9 protein-coding genes and 1 pseudogene are annotated in these 15,858 nt (G+C 68.4%); 4 read left to right on the plus strand and 6 right to left on the minus strand.

Features of this window, described 5'->3' with window-relative positions; genetic code table 11:
* The first annotated feature begins 872 nt into the window (after positions 1 to 872).
* Positions 873 to 2,204: pseudogene (locus EKO23_RS17470) on the plus strand (IS1380 family transposase).
* Positions 2,205 to 3,273: 1,069 nt separating this feature from the next.
* Here EKO23_RS17470 and EKO23_RS17475 read toward each other — a convergent pair.
* A complete protein-coding gene (locus EKO23_RS17475) occupies positions 3,274 to 5,379 on the minus strand; it encodes a glycosyltransferase (RefSeq protein WP_167880532.1) in 2,106 nt (701 codons plus the stop codon).
* Positions 5,380 to 5,495: 116 nt separating this feature from the next.
* Here EKO23_RS17475 and EKO23_RS17480 point away from each other — a divergent pair, with 116 nt between their 5' ends.
* Entirely contained in the window at positions 5,496 to 6,119 is a 624-nt protein-coding gene (locus EKO23_RS17480) for a hypothetical protein (RefSeq protein ID WP_167880533.1), read from the plus strand.
* Positions 6,120 to 6,131: 12 nt separating this feature from the next.
* Here the strand turns inward: EKO23_RS17480 and wecB are convergent, their stop codons facing one another.
* Positions 6,132 to 7,214: a non-hydrolyzing UDP-N-acetylglucosamine 2-epimerase gene (wecB, locus tag EKO23_RS17485; RefSeq protein WP_134719416.1), complete on the minus strand. Its 1,083-nt coding sequence runs from the start codon at positions 7,212 to 7,214 to the stop codon at positions 6,132 to 6,134.
* 119 nt (positions 7,215 to 7,333) lie between these two features.
* Here wecB and EKO23_RS17490 point away from each other — a divergent pair, with 119 nt between their 5' ends.
* Positions 7,334 to 8,578, plus strand: coding sequence for a nucleotide sugar dehydrogenase (locus tag EKO23_RS17490; protein WP_217702678.1), 1,245 nt, complete (start codon positions 7,334 to 7,336; stop codon positions 8,576 to 8,578).
* 18 nt (positions 8,579 to 8,596) lie between these two features.
* Positions 8,597 to 9,901: a UDP-glucose dehydrogenase family protein gene (locus EKO23_RS17495; RefSeq protein WP_134719418.1), complete on the plus strand. Its 1,305-nt coding sequence runs from the start codon at positions 8,597 to 8,599 to the stop codon at positions 9,899 to 9,901.
* Positions 9,902 to 9,907: 6 nt separating this feature from the next.
* Here the strand turns inward: EKO23_RS17495 and EKO23_RS17500 are convergent, their stop codons facing one another.
* From EKO23_RS17500 to EKO23_RS17515, 4 genes are all read right to left on the minus strand, one after another.
* On the minus strand, positions 9,908 to 11,323 hold the full coding sequence (locus tag EKO23_RS17500) for a glycosyltransferase (RefSeq protein ID WP_167880534.1): 1,416 nt from the start codon (positions 11,321 to 11,323) through the stop codon (positions 9,908 to 9,910).
* A gap of 80 nt (positions 11,324 to 11,403) precedes the next feature.
* Entirely contained in the window at positions 11,404 to 12,249 is an 846-nt protein-coding gene (locus tag EKO23_RS25385) for a glycosyltransferase family A protein (protein ID WP_167880535.1), read from the minus strand.
* Between the two features lie 1,096 nt (positions 12,250 to 13,345).
* Positions 13,346 to 14,287 carry a diacylglycerol/lipid kinase family protein gene (locus EKO23_RS17510; protein WP_134719421.1) on the minus strand — a complete coding sequence of 314 codons (942 nt, stop codon included), beginning with the start codon at positions 14,285 to 14,287 and terminating at the stop codon, positions 13,346 to 13,348.
* Positions 14,284 to 15,846: an FAD-binding oxidoreductase gene (locus EKO23_RS17515; protein ID WP_246051156.1), complete on the minus strand. Its 1,563-nt coding sequence runs from the start codon at positions 15,844 to 15,846 to the stop codon at positions 14,284 to 14,286. The genes EKO23_RS17510 and EKO23_RS17515 overlap by 4 nt, the downstream gene beginning before the upstream one ends.
* Positions 15,847 to 15,858 lie beyond the last annotated feature (12 nt).

A 15,858-nucleotide genomic window follows, 5' to 3' on the forward strand; every position in this document is an offset into this window, starting at 1 on the left:
TCGAGCCCCACACTCGTACGCTCGGTAAACACCGGGGCCTCCCAAGGACACATGTCGGATAGGCCAGGCAGGGAATCTGCTCGGCAACCCACGAATCTGTGTCAGCGAGGCCCCGGCCTGCAACCACTCGCAGCATCAAGCCCCGAGCGATCACTCCATACCGTCTAGGATGAGAGTGCGAGGCGCGACCGGCGTGACTCGATTGGACTACACACGGTTCACGGTGCCCAGGCAGTCCTGGGGGAACATCGAGACGTTCACGCAACAGACATCTCTTGTGGACTTCCTTGACGTCATGGATCTGGCCGACGGTGGCCATCTGGACGTCTTTATTCGCAAGCTGACAGCGGTGGCGGATCCGCAGCAGGCAATCCCCGTCTTCTTCAGTGGCGGGATACCCCATCGCGAGGGGACGGCCCCGCCGGACTTATCAAGTGATGCCCTGACGGCTGCGCGGGCCTGCCACTGGTAGCCCTCTCCGATCCGATCGTCAATGTCGACCCCTACGACCTCGCGGGGGTGGTACGCGGGCAACTCCACCAATCAGCTTCAGACAGTTGCGGGGCTTCTGGATTGGGTGGCGCATGCACCCGGGCGCGAGCTGTTGCTCACGGAGGTTCCGGTTGCGCCTTCGCTGCTCTCCTCATTTGTCCCTACTCGGCCCGAAAGCCCGTGCTTTCGCGTGGACGCCTAAGCCTGAATCCACCGCTCAGATGCCCCGGTAGCGGCGGGTCTTGAGCAAGAGGGTGCTCCTGACCTGCACGATCACGGTTATCACACACGAGATCAGGCAGAACTCGAGGAGCACCCTCTTGGTGACGAAGTGTTGCACGCTGGGCCGTTTCGATGTTCGTGCTGATGATGAGAACGGTGTGTCTGATGACGGGCTGCTGGTTGCGGCCGCGCTGGGGCAGCGGTTGGGCCTAGCTGAATTGCTTCGCGAGCGTCTCTCGGTGCCCGGGAGCGTGGGGGCGCATCCGGATGAGAAGTGCCTGACGGTGATCCACTCGATGCTGGCCGGTGGGGACCGCATAGACGATATCGACGCGTTGCGGGCGGGCTCGGCTCAGGGCGTGCTGGGGCACCGGGTCGCGGCGCCCTCGACGGTGGGGTCATTTCTGCGGGCCTTCAGGTTCGGCCACGCCCGCCAGCTCGACGCGGTGACCCGGGAGCTGCTCGCCCGTGCAGTCGCGGCCGGGGCACATCCGGGCTTCGCCGACTCGGTGACCATCGACATCGATTCCACGCTGTGTGAGACGTACGGGCGGGCAAGGACGGGGCGCGGGAGGTGATGCGTACCGGCCGGCGCGGCTACCACCCGCTGGTCGCGGTGATTGCCGGCACCGGCGACGTTGCGCACTCGCGGCTGCGGCGGGGCCGCTCGAACGACGCGACCGCGGCCGCCGATCGTCATCACCGAGACCATCAGCCGGCTCCGCGGCGCGGGTGCGGCCGGCCAGATCGTGCTGCGTGCCGACTCCGGGTTCTACCACCATGACGTCATCGCGACCTGCCGCGCCGCGGACGTCCGGTTCTCGGTCACCGCCCGGATGTTCGGGCGACTGCGGTCCGTGATCGAGGCGATCCCCGAACAGGACTGGCGGCCGATCGACTACTTCCTGCCCGGCGCCGGTGTCGCCGAGATCTCCCGGACACCGTTCACCCAGGACACCCGCGGTCACCATCGCACCGACGTGGTGCCAGTGCGACTGATCGTGCGACGCACGCCCCCGACCGAAGCCATGGCGCACAACCGTGGCCAAGATCCCTTGTTCCCGGTCTTCGACTACCACCCGTTGATCACCGACCGAACCGGGGACCTGGTCGGCCTGGAGGCCGACCACCGTCGTCACGCCGAGGTCGAGCTGACCATCCGCAACCTCAAGCACGACCTGGCCATGAGCCACTTCCCGACCAAGAGCTTCGGCGGGAACGCCGCCTGGCTGGTGCTGAACACCATCGCTCACAACCTCACCCGCTGGACCGCTCGACTCGGGCCTGGACTGGGACACGTGATGACCAAGAAGATCCGCCGCCGCGTCTACGCCGTCGCCGGCCGTCTGGTGCGCACCGGACGCCGCCTCGTGCTGCGGCTACCCCGGCGATGGCCCTGGGCCCGAGCAGTTCATCGCCGCGCTGCGACGACTACGCGCTACCCGACCCACCAACCTGAGGTCTTGCCCCGCCGCCTCCACGACCAATGACATCGGAGAAGCCGGACAGACCGGCCGACCCGTCGCGCACTCACCCGACACCAAGCGGCCACGACCACGATTCAGCACCCCGATGCCGAACACAGGACCCACATCGGTGGATTCAGGCTAAGACGAACATCGTCAAGCACGCTGTTCCTCACGTGCATGCGTCCCTCGACGCATCAGGACTTGGCGAGACGGACTTTGGCGGAACTCCCGAGGCCATCGCGAGGGCGGAGGAACGCCTGGCTCTTCCGGAATCGGCTTCATACTCGAGCCTCTCTCCCCGGCACGTCGATCGTTGACGTTCAGAACTCGACGGACTGGCACGTTCGGGTGCACCTGATGCCTTTAGGAGGCACGCGACTACGACCTTCGAGACAGCGCCCGTACATGAACCCAGACGGACACGTGGCACTCGTAGAGCAGTACGTGACGGGCCACGCGGTACCTCCCCGAGAGTGGACCGTCACACTGCTCACCAGCATGGCCGACGTCAGGCGCTCGTCGGTGGAGGCGTTCTCCTCTCTGCCGCGTGACGTGGACGTCGATCTCCAAGAGCCAGAGCCGCCTCGCTCAGTTCCTCGGATGAACCCGGCGCCCGTCCGGATCCACTGCCCACCGATCCTGAGTTTCTATGGCAACTGCGGTAGTCGGGACGTGTCTGCGCTCCCCGGGCGCCCGGGAGCGTGGACTAAGCGGCCCGCTCCTCTTTCACAAGCGGCCTTCAACGACGAGAAGGAGAGCCTGCTGGGGGTCGATTTCGCGGCAATCCCTTAGGTCTTCAGCGCGTATGCGGCGCAACCTCAGCGCGGCCATACTCCCGCGCATCGAGCCCTTGGGACACCAACACGGCATCGCGGCCCTTCGCCGCGGCGTCGCAGTGCTACTTGACGGGTTCTCAGCCTCATCAGCAGCCGATTCGTCATCGCGGTTCGCCAGGTCGCGTGGCTCTTCGCCGCCGATCCCGACCCGTTGGGGACCCACCCCATACCACGACGGGCAGGGTACCTACCGCGTGACCGTCGACTCGGTGGCCGCTTTGAACGAGGTGCGGTGACTGGTCCAGACTCCTGTGTCAACGTGAAAGATCTTTGACGATGCTTCGCAAGACACGCTTCGCCTCCTCACGGTTCCCCAGCTCAGACTGGTAGCGCGTAGCGATCGAACTGAGGACGCTTCCCGGCTCCACCACCGCCCAGATCGGCGTCCCGCTCCCCAGGTAGTCCGATATCTTAGACGGGAGGTATGGGTTGAGGGGATGCGTGGAGGCAGTCTGCGCGTCTTGCACGAACAGGACGTCAAGCCGCGTGGTCAGGTTGAGGAACTCGAAGTAGGGGATCATCGGATTCACGACCAGGGTGTCGGCCACGGCACGGCCGGCCACCTGCTGCCACAGTTCCCTCGGCCTATCGGTGAAGATGTGGATGCGAATCCGCGTACGCAGGTCGGGTCCGATCGCTTCGAGCGCGCCGAGGAGTTCCTCCGCACCGCGGTTGGCATAGAAGACGCCGAAGTATCCGATGTTCGCCACGTCGACGTCGAGCTCGTACGCGGTTCGGACCCGGTGGTAGTCCGCCGCCTCTGGCACGGGCTGGTGGTGCACGACCGACCGTTCGCGCGCCCGACGCGCAAGATCGCGCGAGGTGCAGTAATCCAGCATGTATGTCCGCTGGTTCTCGTTCGTGAAGACCACCTGGTCAGCGAGCGCGTAGGTCAGCCACTCGATCCACTCCCAGGCGTTCATAGAGGCAGGCTCGCCATACCCAGCATCCCGCAGGGCCGCGCTGAGCTCGTTCCAGGCTTTCCCGGGCCGGCACTGGTCAGGGCGCTGCTGTCCATGCACGTTCATGAGGAGTGGATCCGAGAGCTCGGCGATCCAGCGCAGCTCAGGGCGCCGCGCCTTCAACAGGGCGGCCGCCACGTGTGACGGAGCCCAAGCGGCCCGGCTGTAGACGGAGCGGTAACCGTGCGCCTTACGGTTCTCCAACGCCACGACGCGCTGTGCGGCAGCGGAGGCGAAGCGTTCCATGATGATCCAGTTCGAGAACGCTTGACCTACGTTGAGCTGGATGTGTTGGTCGACGAACTCCGCGCTCACGGCGAGCGACCGGGTGTCAAGTGGTCGGATCTTGTCGAGGTTGTTGCTCACGACGTCGACCACCTCGCCGCGCTCGCGGATCCGACGCGCGGCCACCATGGCGCTGGTGTCCTGAAAGGGCGGAAAGGCATAGAGAACGGCGAGGTCCTGCGCGTGGCCGTGATTCAGGATCGTGTAGGGAAAGGTCGGAATGTCCCGTTCTCTGATCTCACGCATCACCGCTGGGCGCTCGGACGGTCGCTCGTCGATGTACTTGCGGACGACGTGAGCCTGCATCCGGAGCTTCTGGCGCACGAACGCCCTGCCCACGTCAGCCGCTGGTCGAAGCTCGGAGAGCGCTTTGGCCGCGAACAGGCGTTCACGCACATCACGCTGGAACGGGTCACCTCCACGTGAGAGCCCGTCCGCGGTGAGTCCACGGAAGTATGTGCACCCCTCGTCAGCAGCCGGGACCGAGACATGGAACTCAGTCGCTGCGAAGATCCCCGCCCAGAAGACGACGTCCTCGGAGGACCTCAGGTCGTGCCGAAAGGGGAAGGTTGTCGCCAAGGTGCGGGGCACCAGCTTGCCGTGCGAGGCGCTCAACGCTTCGGGCAGCCGCTCGGCCGGGACTACCTGCCCTTCATGGGGCAGCATGGCTCGATTGATGTAGTTGTCCGTGATGTCGGTCGGTGACGGGTCGCCGTCACCGACGGCCACGTCGATGACGTAGCCCAAGGGAACGACGCCCTCCTCGACCCGGGCCAATAGACTCTCGAGGTAGTGGGGGGCGAGTCGATCATCGTCGTCCAGGAATGCGATGAAGTCACCTCGGGCCGCTGCCACACCCCAGTTCCTGGCGGCAGCCGCACCAGGTGCCAGCCTTCGAACCAGCCGAACGTGCAGGTGGGGATGAGCGTCCGCGAAACCCGCCACCAGCAGGTCGGCGCGGTCAGACGGCCCGTTAGCGGCGACGACAACTTCGAACTTCGCGTGATCGAGGGTCTGAGCCGTCAGCGATTCAAGGGCTGCGCGGAGCATCTCGCCCTCACGCCAGGTGGCGATGACGACTGATATCGCCGGCCAGGCACCGTCACTGGCCATGCAGGCACCGTTGGATAGTCTCCGAATGACTGAATCGCACGGACCCATCCTAGGAGCGACGCGTCTTGCACCACGAAGGGCCCCATGATCGCGCTGCCTCGATCGGACTGGTCGGCGTGGTCGACCCCATGCCACTGAACGGGCTGGTGGCCAGGTTCGAGCACGTCGAGGACCTGGACACGGCCTCCGCACTGTCTGCTGCGGGAAGGGTGGGCAGGCACCTCGGTGTCATCTATATCGCCGCAGGTGCAGACCCACGAGTCCGAGAGAGGCTGTCGGTCAGTCCTGCCGTGCTAATCGAGTTGACTGGGGTGGGCTACGCGAAGTCGCTGGAAGTCATGGACAACTGCCCGCCGACCCCAAGGCACCGCCTTCTCGGCCTGTGGGCTGCTGGCCCGGTCTGCGCGCTGGCCTTCACAACTGCTGCAGGGGATCCACACTGGTGGGTCGATGGCGAACACCCCAGGGTCGGTGCGTCCAGTTTCGACGCCTTTGTCGATGCCGCCCGAGATCGTCGCGCCAGCGAGAGGTGGGCCGAGAATTCCGAGGTACGGGCGGTGACTGGTGCATCTGTTGACCCGGACCGATTGCGGGTGCGCGTCCAGCGACTCACCCGACGGTTGGCTGCTGCCGAGGCGGAAGTCGCCCGGCTGCGCGGCGAACTCGAAAGGCAGACTTCACGAGATGCCCAAGGCGTCCGCCGCTTGGTCCGCGCGCTGTTCGCTCGTGGCGCTCCCTGAAGCCCGGTCTCACTACTCCCGGGAAATGCGGGCAATGAGAGCCGCGGCTCGGGCACCTGCCTGACCGTCCCACAGCGGCGGGATGGGCGAATCGCCAGTGCCCTCATGGGGCGCCAGCGCTTCACAGACATCGTCAGCCAGCCGCTCAGGGGTGGTCAGCACGTTCGTCCCATGGGTGATGGTGATCGGCCGTTCCGTGTTGGGTCGCAACGTCAGGCAGGGTACTCCGAGCACCGTGGTTTCTTCCTGAACGCCACCGGAGTCCGTCACTACACAAGCACTGGCGCGCATGAGGGAGACAAAGTCCAGGTAGGCGAGCGGATCGACAGGGTAGATCTCGGGGTGGTCGAAGAAGGCGTTCTCCTCCATCACAGCGCGGCCGCGAGGATGCACTGGGATCACCACTGGCGCAAGGTCGGCTGTGCGGTGCATCGCGTCACGCACGCGGAGCAACGATTCGAGGTTATCGACATTTCCGGGCCGGTGCAGGGTGGCGGCCACGAACAGGTCCGGCAGGTCAAACCCGACCGACGGACGGGTCGGTACGTCAGGGAGCAGGCGCAGCAACGTGTCGATCATCGGGTTTCCGACGAAGTGGATGCGATCGGCCGGGACACCCTCGTGGGCGAGGTGAGCGATCGCGTCGGGGCTGGTCACCAGCAGCAAGTCGCTTAGGCGGTCGGTGACGAGCCGGTTCACCTCCTCCGGCATCGACATATCGAAGGAGCGGAGACCCGCTTCCACGTGTACGAGTGGGATGTGCATCTTTGACGCGACCAGCGAAGCGGCCACGGTCGAGTTGACGTCGCCGTAGACGATGACGGCAGCCGGCTCGGTCTCGTTGAAGCAGTCCTCGAGCCCGGCCATGATCGCGCCAGTTTGGCGCGCATGGCTTCCCGACCCGACCCCGAGGTTGACGTCCGGGGCAGGGAGGCCCAGTTGACGGAAGAACACGTCCGACATGCGGTCGTCGTAGTGCTGCCCGGTGTGCACCAGCAACTGGTCGACGCCGAGGTCCTCGAGCCCCGCGATGATGGGAGCCGCCTTGGGGAAGTTCGGCCGTGCGCCCGTGACGTGGACAACCGGAGGGTTCATGAGCAGCCTTCTGGTAGGCGTGGATTGCTTGGATCTCGCGAGATTGTGGCAAACTCTGCCAGTCGCGGCGCAAGAGGGGCCCTCGGCTTCGCCAGCAACTCTGGAGGAACTCAATGCACGTGATCGTCGTCGGACTCGGGTACGTCGGTCTCCCGCTGGTCCATCGGGCCGCCGAAGTGGGAATCAAGGTCACAGGCCTCGACCTCGACGACATGGTGGTCGCCGAACTCAACGCCGGCCGCTCCCATGTCGACGACCTGTCGGACCAGGACGTCGAGGCCGCGCTGGGTCGAGGCTTCCGCGCGACCACGGACACCTCCGTCGTTGCCGAGGCGGACGTGGTCGTCATCTGCGTCCCCACGCCTCTGTCGCCGGACGGCGGACCCGATCTCGGCGCCGTGCTGGCCGCGTCGGCCTCGGTCGGACAGCACCTGAAGCCCGGCTGCCTAGTCGTGCTCGAGTCGACCACCTACCCGGGCACCACCGACGAGATGGTCCGCCCGATCCTCGAGCGCGAGTCCGGCCTCACTGCCGGCGTCGACTTCCAGCTCGGCTACTCCCCCGAGCGGATCGACCCGGGCAACGCGACCTACGGCTTGGTCAACACTCCCAAGATTGTCGGCGCCGACGACCCGGCCAGCCGGGAGCGCATCGCCGAGTTCTACGGCCTCGTCGTCGACAGCGTTGTCCACGCAAAGGGAACCAGGGAGGCAGAGGCGGCCAAGCTGCTCGAGAACACCTACCGCCACGTCAACATCGCGCTGATGAACGAGATGGCCCAGGCATTCCACGACCTCGACGTCGATCTCTGGGACGTCATCGACCTGGCTGCTACGAAGCCGTTCGGTTTCCAGGCGTTCTACCCCGGTCCAGGCGTCGGCGGCCACTGCATCCCGATCGACCCCAGCTACCTGAGCCACCGGGTCCGCACCCAGCTCGGACGCGGCTTCCGTATGATCGAGCTCGCGCAGGAGATCAATGAGCTCATGCCAACGTACGTCGCCCGACGCGTGCAGGATCAGCTCAACCGCGCGGGCAAGTCGACGTACGGCAGCAAGGTGCTGCTGCTCGGAGTCACGTACAAGGCTGACATCGCCGACGAGCGGGAGTCTCCCGCGCTGGACGTGGCCAAGAAGCTTCTCGCGCTCGGCGCTGTGCTGAGCTACCACGACCCGTACGTTTCCGACTGGTCGGTCAAGCAGGCTGCCCGCGTCGACGACGTGCTGACGGGTGCCGGCGAGGCCGACATCGTCGTGCTCCTGGTGAACCACCGAGAGTACGACACCTCGGCGATTGCCGCGGTCAGCCCGCTCATGCTCGACACGCGCGGCGTCGTGGGATCGTCCGACGTCGAGCGCCTGTAGTCCAGCGAGGTTTCGTTCATGCGTGTCACCGTCATCGGCTGCGGCTACCTCGGAACCACCCATGCTGCGTGTCTTGCTGAGATGGGTCACGAGGTGCTCGCGGTGGAGATCGATCCGCAGCGGCGGCACCGCCTCCAGGAGGGCCACCTGCCGTTCTACGAGCCCGGTCTCGAGCAACTGCTGAGCAAGCACACGGCGAACGGATCACTGCGCTTCACTGACTCGTACCAAGAGGCCGCTGAGTTCGCAGTCGTGCACTTCCTGTGCGTAGGCACCCCGCAGCAGGAGTCCGGGCTCGGTGCCGACCTGACCCAGATCGAGTCCGCGATCTCATCCCTGGCCCCGCGGCTGCGGCCGGGTGCGCTGATCGTGGGCAAGTGCACCGTCCCGGTGGGGACGGCCGAAGCGCTGGCCCAGCGGGTGCTGGATATGGCACCCGTGCCGAACGTTGCCCTCGCATGGAATCCCGAATTCCTCCGTGAGGGTCGGGCCGTGGATGACTCCCTCAGGCCGGACCGCTTGGTCTTCGGGGTCGCGTCACCCGCAGCGGAGGACCTGCTGCGACGGATCTATGCCGGTCCAATCGCTGACGGCTGCCCGGTCGTGGTGACGGACTTCCCCACCGCCGAGCTCGTCAAGGGGGCTGCGAACGCCTTCCTCGCCACGAAGATCTCGTTCATCAACGCCATTGCCGAGGTCTGCGAAGCCGCGGGCGCAGACGTGCGCGCACTGGCGGACGCCCTCGGCCACGACGAGCGGATCGGTCGATCGTTCCTCAACGCCGGCGTCGGTTTCGGAGGCGGATGCCTGCCCAAGGACATCCGCGCGTTCGTGCATCGGGCCGGTGAGCTCGGCGTCGAGGACGCGATGAGCTTCCTTCGTGAGGTGGACGCGATCAACCAGCGGCAGCGCCAGCGCGTGCTGGACATGGCAAAGTCGGCTCTCGCACAAGTCCACCAGCCGCGTGTCACCGTTCTTGGTGCCGCATTCAAGCCGCACAGCGACGACGTGCGAGACTCGCCGGCACTGTGGATCGCCGGTCAGCTCTACCTTGCTGGCGCTGAGGTGTGCGTTCACGATCCCGAAGCGATCGACACGGCTCGACGCCGGTTCCCCACTTTGAAATACGCCTCCGACCCGCTGGACGCGTGCCGCGATGCCGACCTGGTTCTCCACCTCACAGAATGGCCGGAGTATCGAGAGCTCGACCCCGACAAGGTCGGAGACGTGGTGGCCAGGCGGGTTGTCATCGATGGACGAAACAAACTGGACGACATTGCTTGGCGCGAGGCGGGCTGGGAGTTCCGGGGGATCGGGCGCTGACCCGAGTCACGCCTTTGTCCGCCAGGGCTTGAGACCCCTGACACGCTTGGGCTGCCGGGCCTCCGCTAGTGGCACGAACCCCGCCGTGGCGGCGTCGTAACTGCGGGTCGGGTAGACGGCCTCCAGGGCCGCCTCGAGGTCGGCTGGGTCGGGCTGCGCATCGACAAGGCGACGAGCGCGGGCGACGGCGCCGGTGCGCTCGAGGCGGGCCCGGCCTCCCTTGGAGAGATCCACCACGACGAGACCGAGGTGCTCGTCATCCATGGTGAACAGCAGAGTCTCGAGGGATCTGCCTGAAGGGACCTCGTCGAGCCCGGGAAGGGACAGCCGGAAGCTCGCTCGAGAGCGCTCGGAAGGGTTGTCCACCAACGCGACCCTCGAATCGCTCGTGTACGCCGCGCGGAGGAGGCGGAGGTCGAGGAGGGCCTCGTCGAGGACTGACCGACGCTCGTCAGAAAGCTCGTCCCAGGGTCCGACGAGGGCTACTACCAGGTCGGGGACGGTGGAGGCGAGGACGGCGTCGGCGGCGAGGCGGGCGGTCTCGTAGGCGACGTCGGTCACGTCGAGCACGACCTCGAGGTACGGCACGGCGTACGTCCGCGGAACGGCCGAACGGTAGCCGCGGAACTCGGGCACCAGGTCCGTGATGAACGGCTTGTTGTAGCGATTGACATCAGCCTCGACGCGCATCACGGCAGACGCACCGACGTGCACGCTTCGGGCCTCCGCGTCCGGGATGAAGACCCCACCCACTTCGCGCAGCCGGTAGCCGAGCACGATGTCCTCGCCGGTGATGAGATCCGTCGGGAAGCCACCGGACTCACGGAACAGGTCGCGACCCACCGACCCGCTCGCTCCGACATGCACGCGCATGGCACGCGGTCCCGCTGCGGCGAGGGAGTCGGTGGCCTCCATGATCGCCTCGATCCAGGTGTGCGGAAGAACGACACCGCCACGCGCGAGGTCCTCGGGCGCGGAGCCCGCCAGGACGGTGTCGCGCAGCACGACCGGTTCCACGCCCGAGAAGGCATCGCCATCGACGAAGACCTTGTGACCGAGGACGACCGCGTAGTCCACTGCATGGTGCCAGCGAAGCTGCGCCTCGACCTGGTGCCGATGCGGCACCATGTCCGCGTCCAGCCAGTGGAGAACCGCCCCGTCACTTGCCTCGGCACCGACCTGCCGCGCGACAGCCGGCCCCCACCCCTCGCGCGGGCGCACCACCCTGGTGCGCGCCGGGCGGATCTCCGGCAGCTCGATCGGTGGGACGGAGCCGTCGTCGACGACGACCACCTCGAGCAGCTCCGTCGGGTACGACTGGGCGGCAAGTCCGGCCAGGACCAGGGCCAGGTGCCGCGGCTGGTGGGCGGGGACGACGACCGAGACAGACAGGCTCGGCTCCCACCCCCCCAGCCGAGGCACGTCGAGCGTCGTCCAGTCGTTCGCGCGGATGGCGGGCTGGCGGAAGACGCATGGCTTCCGGGACTCGCGTCGCCATCGCATCAGCAGCCGTCCGGCGTCGTCTCGGTGGGTTCGTGCTCCATCAGCCGACTGGGGGTGAAGCCCTCCCAGGTCTCGCCCAATCGGTCAGCGTCCAGGAAATAGGCGTCTCCCGGGTCCCAGGTGTGTCCGCCCGGCGATCGGTGCAGCACGTAGCCCAGGCCCTGCGTTCGGTATACCTGGCTGCGCGCGGCCTGCAGTGCCGCCAACAGGTTGGCATCCACCGAACGCCGGACCTTCCGGAAGCCGCCGAGCTCCCTCAACAGGCCACGCGGCAGGAGCATGGTGCCACCAGCGATGAACTTGGCATGGCGCTCGGACTCGTCCGTCCGCCGGATTGTCCGGTCGGAACCCTCGAGGTACACGAACTCCGCTGGCATTCCCGTGACGTCCGCGCCTGAGTAGTGGCGTGCCCACAGCAGGTCGCTGAGGAAGTCGGGGCCGTACCAGTCGTCGTCGTCCATCTTCACGATGACGTCTCCAGCGGCTGCATCGACTCCAGCGTTGAGCACGTCGCCGAACATCGCCTCGCGAGGCTTGGGGACCAAGGTGGCCGGTCGGTCACCGATCACGTCGCGCACCCGGCTCTCATCGGCCGTGAAGCCGTGGGTCACCAGGACCAGCTCTGCGTCCACGCCTCGCTGCCGGCCGAACTGCCTGAGCGCGAAGGCAAGCTTGCCCGGCCGCATGGTCGCCAGCAAGACGGACGTCCGGGGCTGCGGCCGGAAGGGGACACCGGCGCGTGATGCCAGCCTGGTCCGCCACGCCAGCGTCGAGTGCTCGGCGAGGGCAGCTCGTCGCAACCGGATGCTGTGCTCTTCGCGACGCAGGTCCGTGGAGATGTCCACGGACTGTCCGAGCGCTGCCCGAAGCTGCGGTCCCAGGCTCCGTGGGCTCCTCTCGACCCTTCGATCGGCGACCAGAGGGATGCCGGCGCTGGCCAGCCCAGCCACGACACGGGCGAGTCCCTGGGACCCGGTGCGTGGCCAGCGGACGGTCACCGCCCGGACCGGGCGGAGCTGCGCGATCATGCGCGGCGTGGCGCCTCGTCGAACGTCGACCGCGAGGTCGAGGCCCGCCCCGCTGAGGCGGATCCGGCCGTCGAACCCGACCGTCAGGTCGACCTGGCCTTCGGTTCCGCGCTGGACGAATCCGGTCGGACAGAGCACCCGCTCGTCGATCGGACCGACGAGCTGGTCCAGGTCCGTGACGACCGTCGGCGCCCGAGCTATGACCTCGTGCTCCGCGAGCGTGACGGGACGGTCTGAGAGAACGACGTCCGGAGGCACCTGCAACTCCGGGTCGACCGCAGCCGTCGGCTCTGCGTAGTGGCCCAGGGAGGGGTCGGCCGGAATGGGGGCACCACACGTCGTGCCCACGAACAGGCCACCGTTGCCGCTGGACCTTCCCGGTACGGCGTCGTGGGCCACCTGGGCCAGCACTGCCGCGACGGGGGCGGCCTTGACGAAGCGCAGGACGGTCAGGGATCCCTCATCGATCCGCCGCGCCTGAACCGACGCCAGGGCGGGCCATTCAGGTCTGATCGTGGGAAGTACCGGAGCGGTCGCCTCGCGCAGGCGAAATGCGAAAGCTCGCGCCGGGCCGACGCGCGGCATCCCGGACAAGAGACGTCGCAGGGACGCCGTGTCGGCGACACACACGAGGACACCGCCCCACCGTGTCGCCTCGGTCGGTGGTGGCTCGCCCTCTCGCCAGCGGACGACGTCGTCAGCGAGTGATGGCACGGCGTCGGCAGACGCCAGGTCATGCACGACCATGACAGGTCCCGAAACATTGGCCAGGAACCGCTGCAGCGGGTCCGCCTCCTGTCGACTCATTCCCCACCTTCCCTGGCATCCGGCTCGCCAATCCCGTGTGACGGCCGTGCACCCATTGTCGCCTGTTCGGGCGGCACGACCGCAAGGAGGGCGACCGTCGGCGCGCTCAGCGCAGGACGCGGAGCGCGTGAGGGACGACGTGGGCCGTGAGCGGGGTGCCCGGGGCGAGCACGGTGAGGGGTTCGCCGTCGGCGCCGACGGGGACCTCGCCGGCGACCACCTCCATCCGGACCTCGCGGGCCCGGTGCACGGTGACCTCGGGCAGGGCGACGTGGGAGCCGTCGTACACCTTGGGCAGCGAGCGGATCAGGTCGAGCCGGCCGGCCGCGGCGATCACCACCACGTCGAGCAGCCCGTCGGTGACGGAGGCGTCCGGGGCGATGTGCATGCCGGAGCCGTAGTAGCCGGAGTTCGCGACGACCACGGTCGCGGCGCGCACCTCGTGCGCGACGCCGTCCAGGCTGAGCGCGTACGTCGCGGGGGTGAACGTGGCGAGCGCGCGGACCGCGGCGTAGGGGTACTGCAGGCGGCGCGGCAGCCGGTGCGCGCGGTCGACCAGGTCGGCGGCCCGCGCGTCCACGCCGGCGTACGCCGACCCGGCGACGACGCGCGTCGACCCGTCGGCCAGGTCCACCGCGAGCAGGTCGACCGGGCTGGGCGCGGCGGTCAGCAGCACCTCCGCGACGGCCGTCGGGTCGGTCGGCACGCCGAGCATCCGGGCGAAGTCGTTGCCCCGCCCGGCCGGGACCAGTCCGAGCGTGCCGCCCCGGGCGGCCACCTCACCGGCCACCGACGACAGCATCCCGTCGCCGCCGACGGAGACCACGACGTCGCCGCGCGCGACGGCGTCGCGGACCAGGTCGAGCGTGGCCAGCGGGCCGGGCGAGTAGGTCACCTCGACCGTCGCCCCCGCGTCGCGCAGCGCCCGCGCGACCGGGACCACGGTGCCCGGGGCGGCGCCGCCGCCGGACAGCGGGTTGACCAGGAACGAGTACGACCGCGTGGTCCTGGCCGGCGCCGGACGGTCGGGGACGTGGTCGGGCCTCACGGGACCAGCACCCCGGGATTGAGCACGCCGGTCGGGTCGAGCTCGGCCTTGACCGCGCGCAGGATGCCGACGCCGACCTCGCCGATCTCGCGGGAGAGCCACGGCCTGTGGTCGGTGCCGACGGCGTGGTGGTGGGTGATGGTGGCCCCGGCGCCGGTCATCGCGTCGCTGGCGGCGGCCTTGGCGGCCAGCCACTGGGCGAGCGGGTCGTCGGCCTCGGGGGCGGCGACGGTGAAGTAGAGCGAGCAGCCGGTCTCGTAGACGTGCGAGATGTGGCAGAGCACCAGCGCCTTCTCGCCGAGCGCGCCGGTCAGCGCGTCGCGGACCGCGGCGTACACCCGGTCGACGTTCGACCAGAACGTCGCGGTCTCGAGGGTCTCGACGAGGACGCCGACGTCGAGCATCGCGTCGCGGAGGTACGGCGCGTGGAAGCGGCCGGCGGCCCAGGCCCGGCCGCGCTCCTCCCCGAGGTCGGTGCCGCCCAGCTCGGTCAGCACCGCCGCGACCGCAGCCCGCTTCACGGCGACCGAGGCGCCCTCGTGGCCGACGATCATGGCGCAGCCGCCGGTGCTCTCGCCGCCGACGTCGGAGTGGCTGGCCAGGTTGAGCGCGGTCTCGGTCTCGTCGGAGAGCCGGAGCACGGTGGGCATCAGGCCGGACTGGGCGAGGGTGCGCATCGCGGTGGCGCCCTGGTCGAACGAGGCGAAGTGCCAGGCGTCGTACACCTTCTCGGCTGGCAGGGCGCGGACGCGAACCCGGACCGCGGTGATCACGCCGAAGGCGCCCTCGGAGCCGAGCAGCAGCTGGCGGAGGTCGGGGCCGGCGGCGGTGGCGGGGGCGGAGCCGAGCTCGAGGGTGCCGGCCGGGGTGGCCACCGTGAGGCCGACGACGAGGGAGTCGAAGCGGCCGTACCCGGCGCTGGACTGGCCGCTGGAGCGGGTGGCCGCGAAGCCGCCGATGCTGGCGTACTCGAACGACTGGGGGTAGTGGCCGAGCGTCATCCCGTGCCCGGCCAGCAGCGCCTCGGCCTCCGGCCCGCGCAGGCCGGGCTCGAGCACCGCGGTCATCGAGACCGGGTCGACGTCGCGGATGCCCTTCATCCGCACGAGGTCGAGGCTGAGCACCCCGGCGTACCCCTCGCGACGGGCGACCAGGCCGCCGGTGACCGAGGTGCCGCCGCCGAACGGGACCACGGCGACGTGGTGCCGGACCGCGACGTCGAGGACCGCCGCCACCTCGTCGTGGGTGGCCGGGCGGACCACCGCGTCGGGGGCGTCGGCCAGGTCGCCGGCCCGGGCGCGCAGCAGGTCGGGGGTGGACTTGCCGCGGGTGCGCAGGCGGCGGGTGGCGTCGTCGGTGTGCACGTGGTCGTCGCCGAGCAGCGACCGGAGCTCGTCGAGCACCGCGCCGGGGAGGCCGACCGGGGGCAGCGTGACCTCCTCGACGGCCGGCGACTCGTGGATGCCGAAGGCCAGCTCGACCAGGCCGCGGGTGGTCTCGGGCAGCGGCGCGACGGCGGCCGGGTCGCCCCAGCGGGTCGGGTGCATCTCGGTGCTCACGTGTTACAGTGT

Origin of the sequence: Nocardioides guangzhouensis (assembly GCF_004519545.1) — a bacterium.
Classification (GTDB): domain Bacteria; phylum Actinomycetota; class Actinomycetes; order Propionibacteriales; family Nocardioidaceae; genus Nocardioides; species Nocardioides guangzhouensis.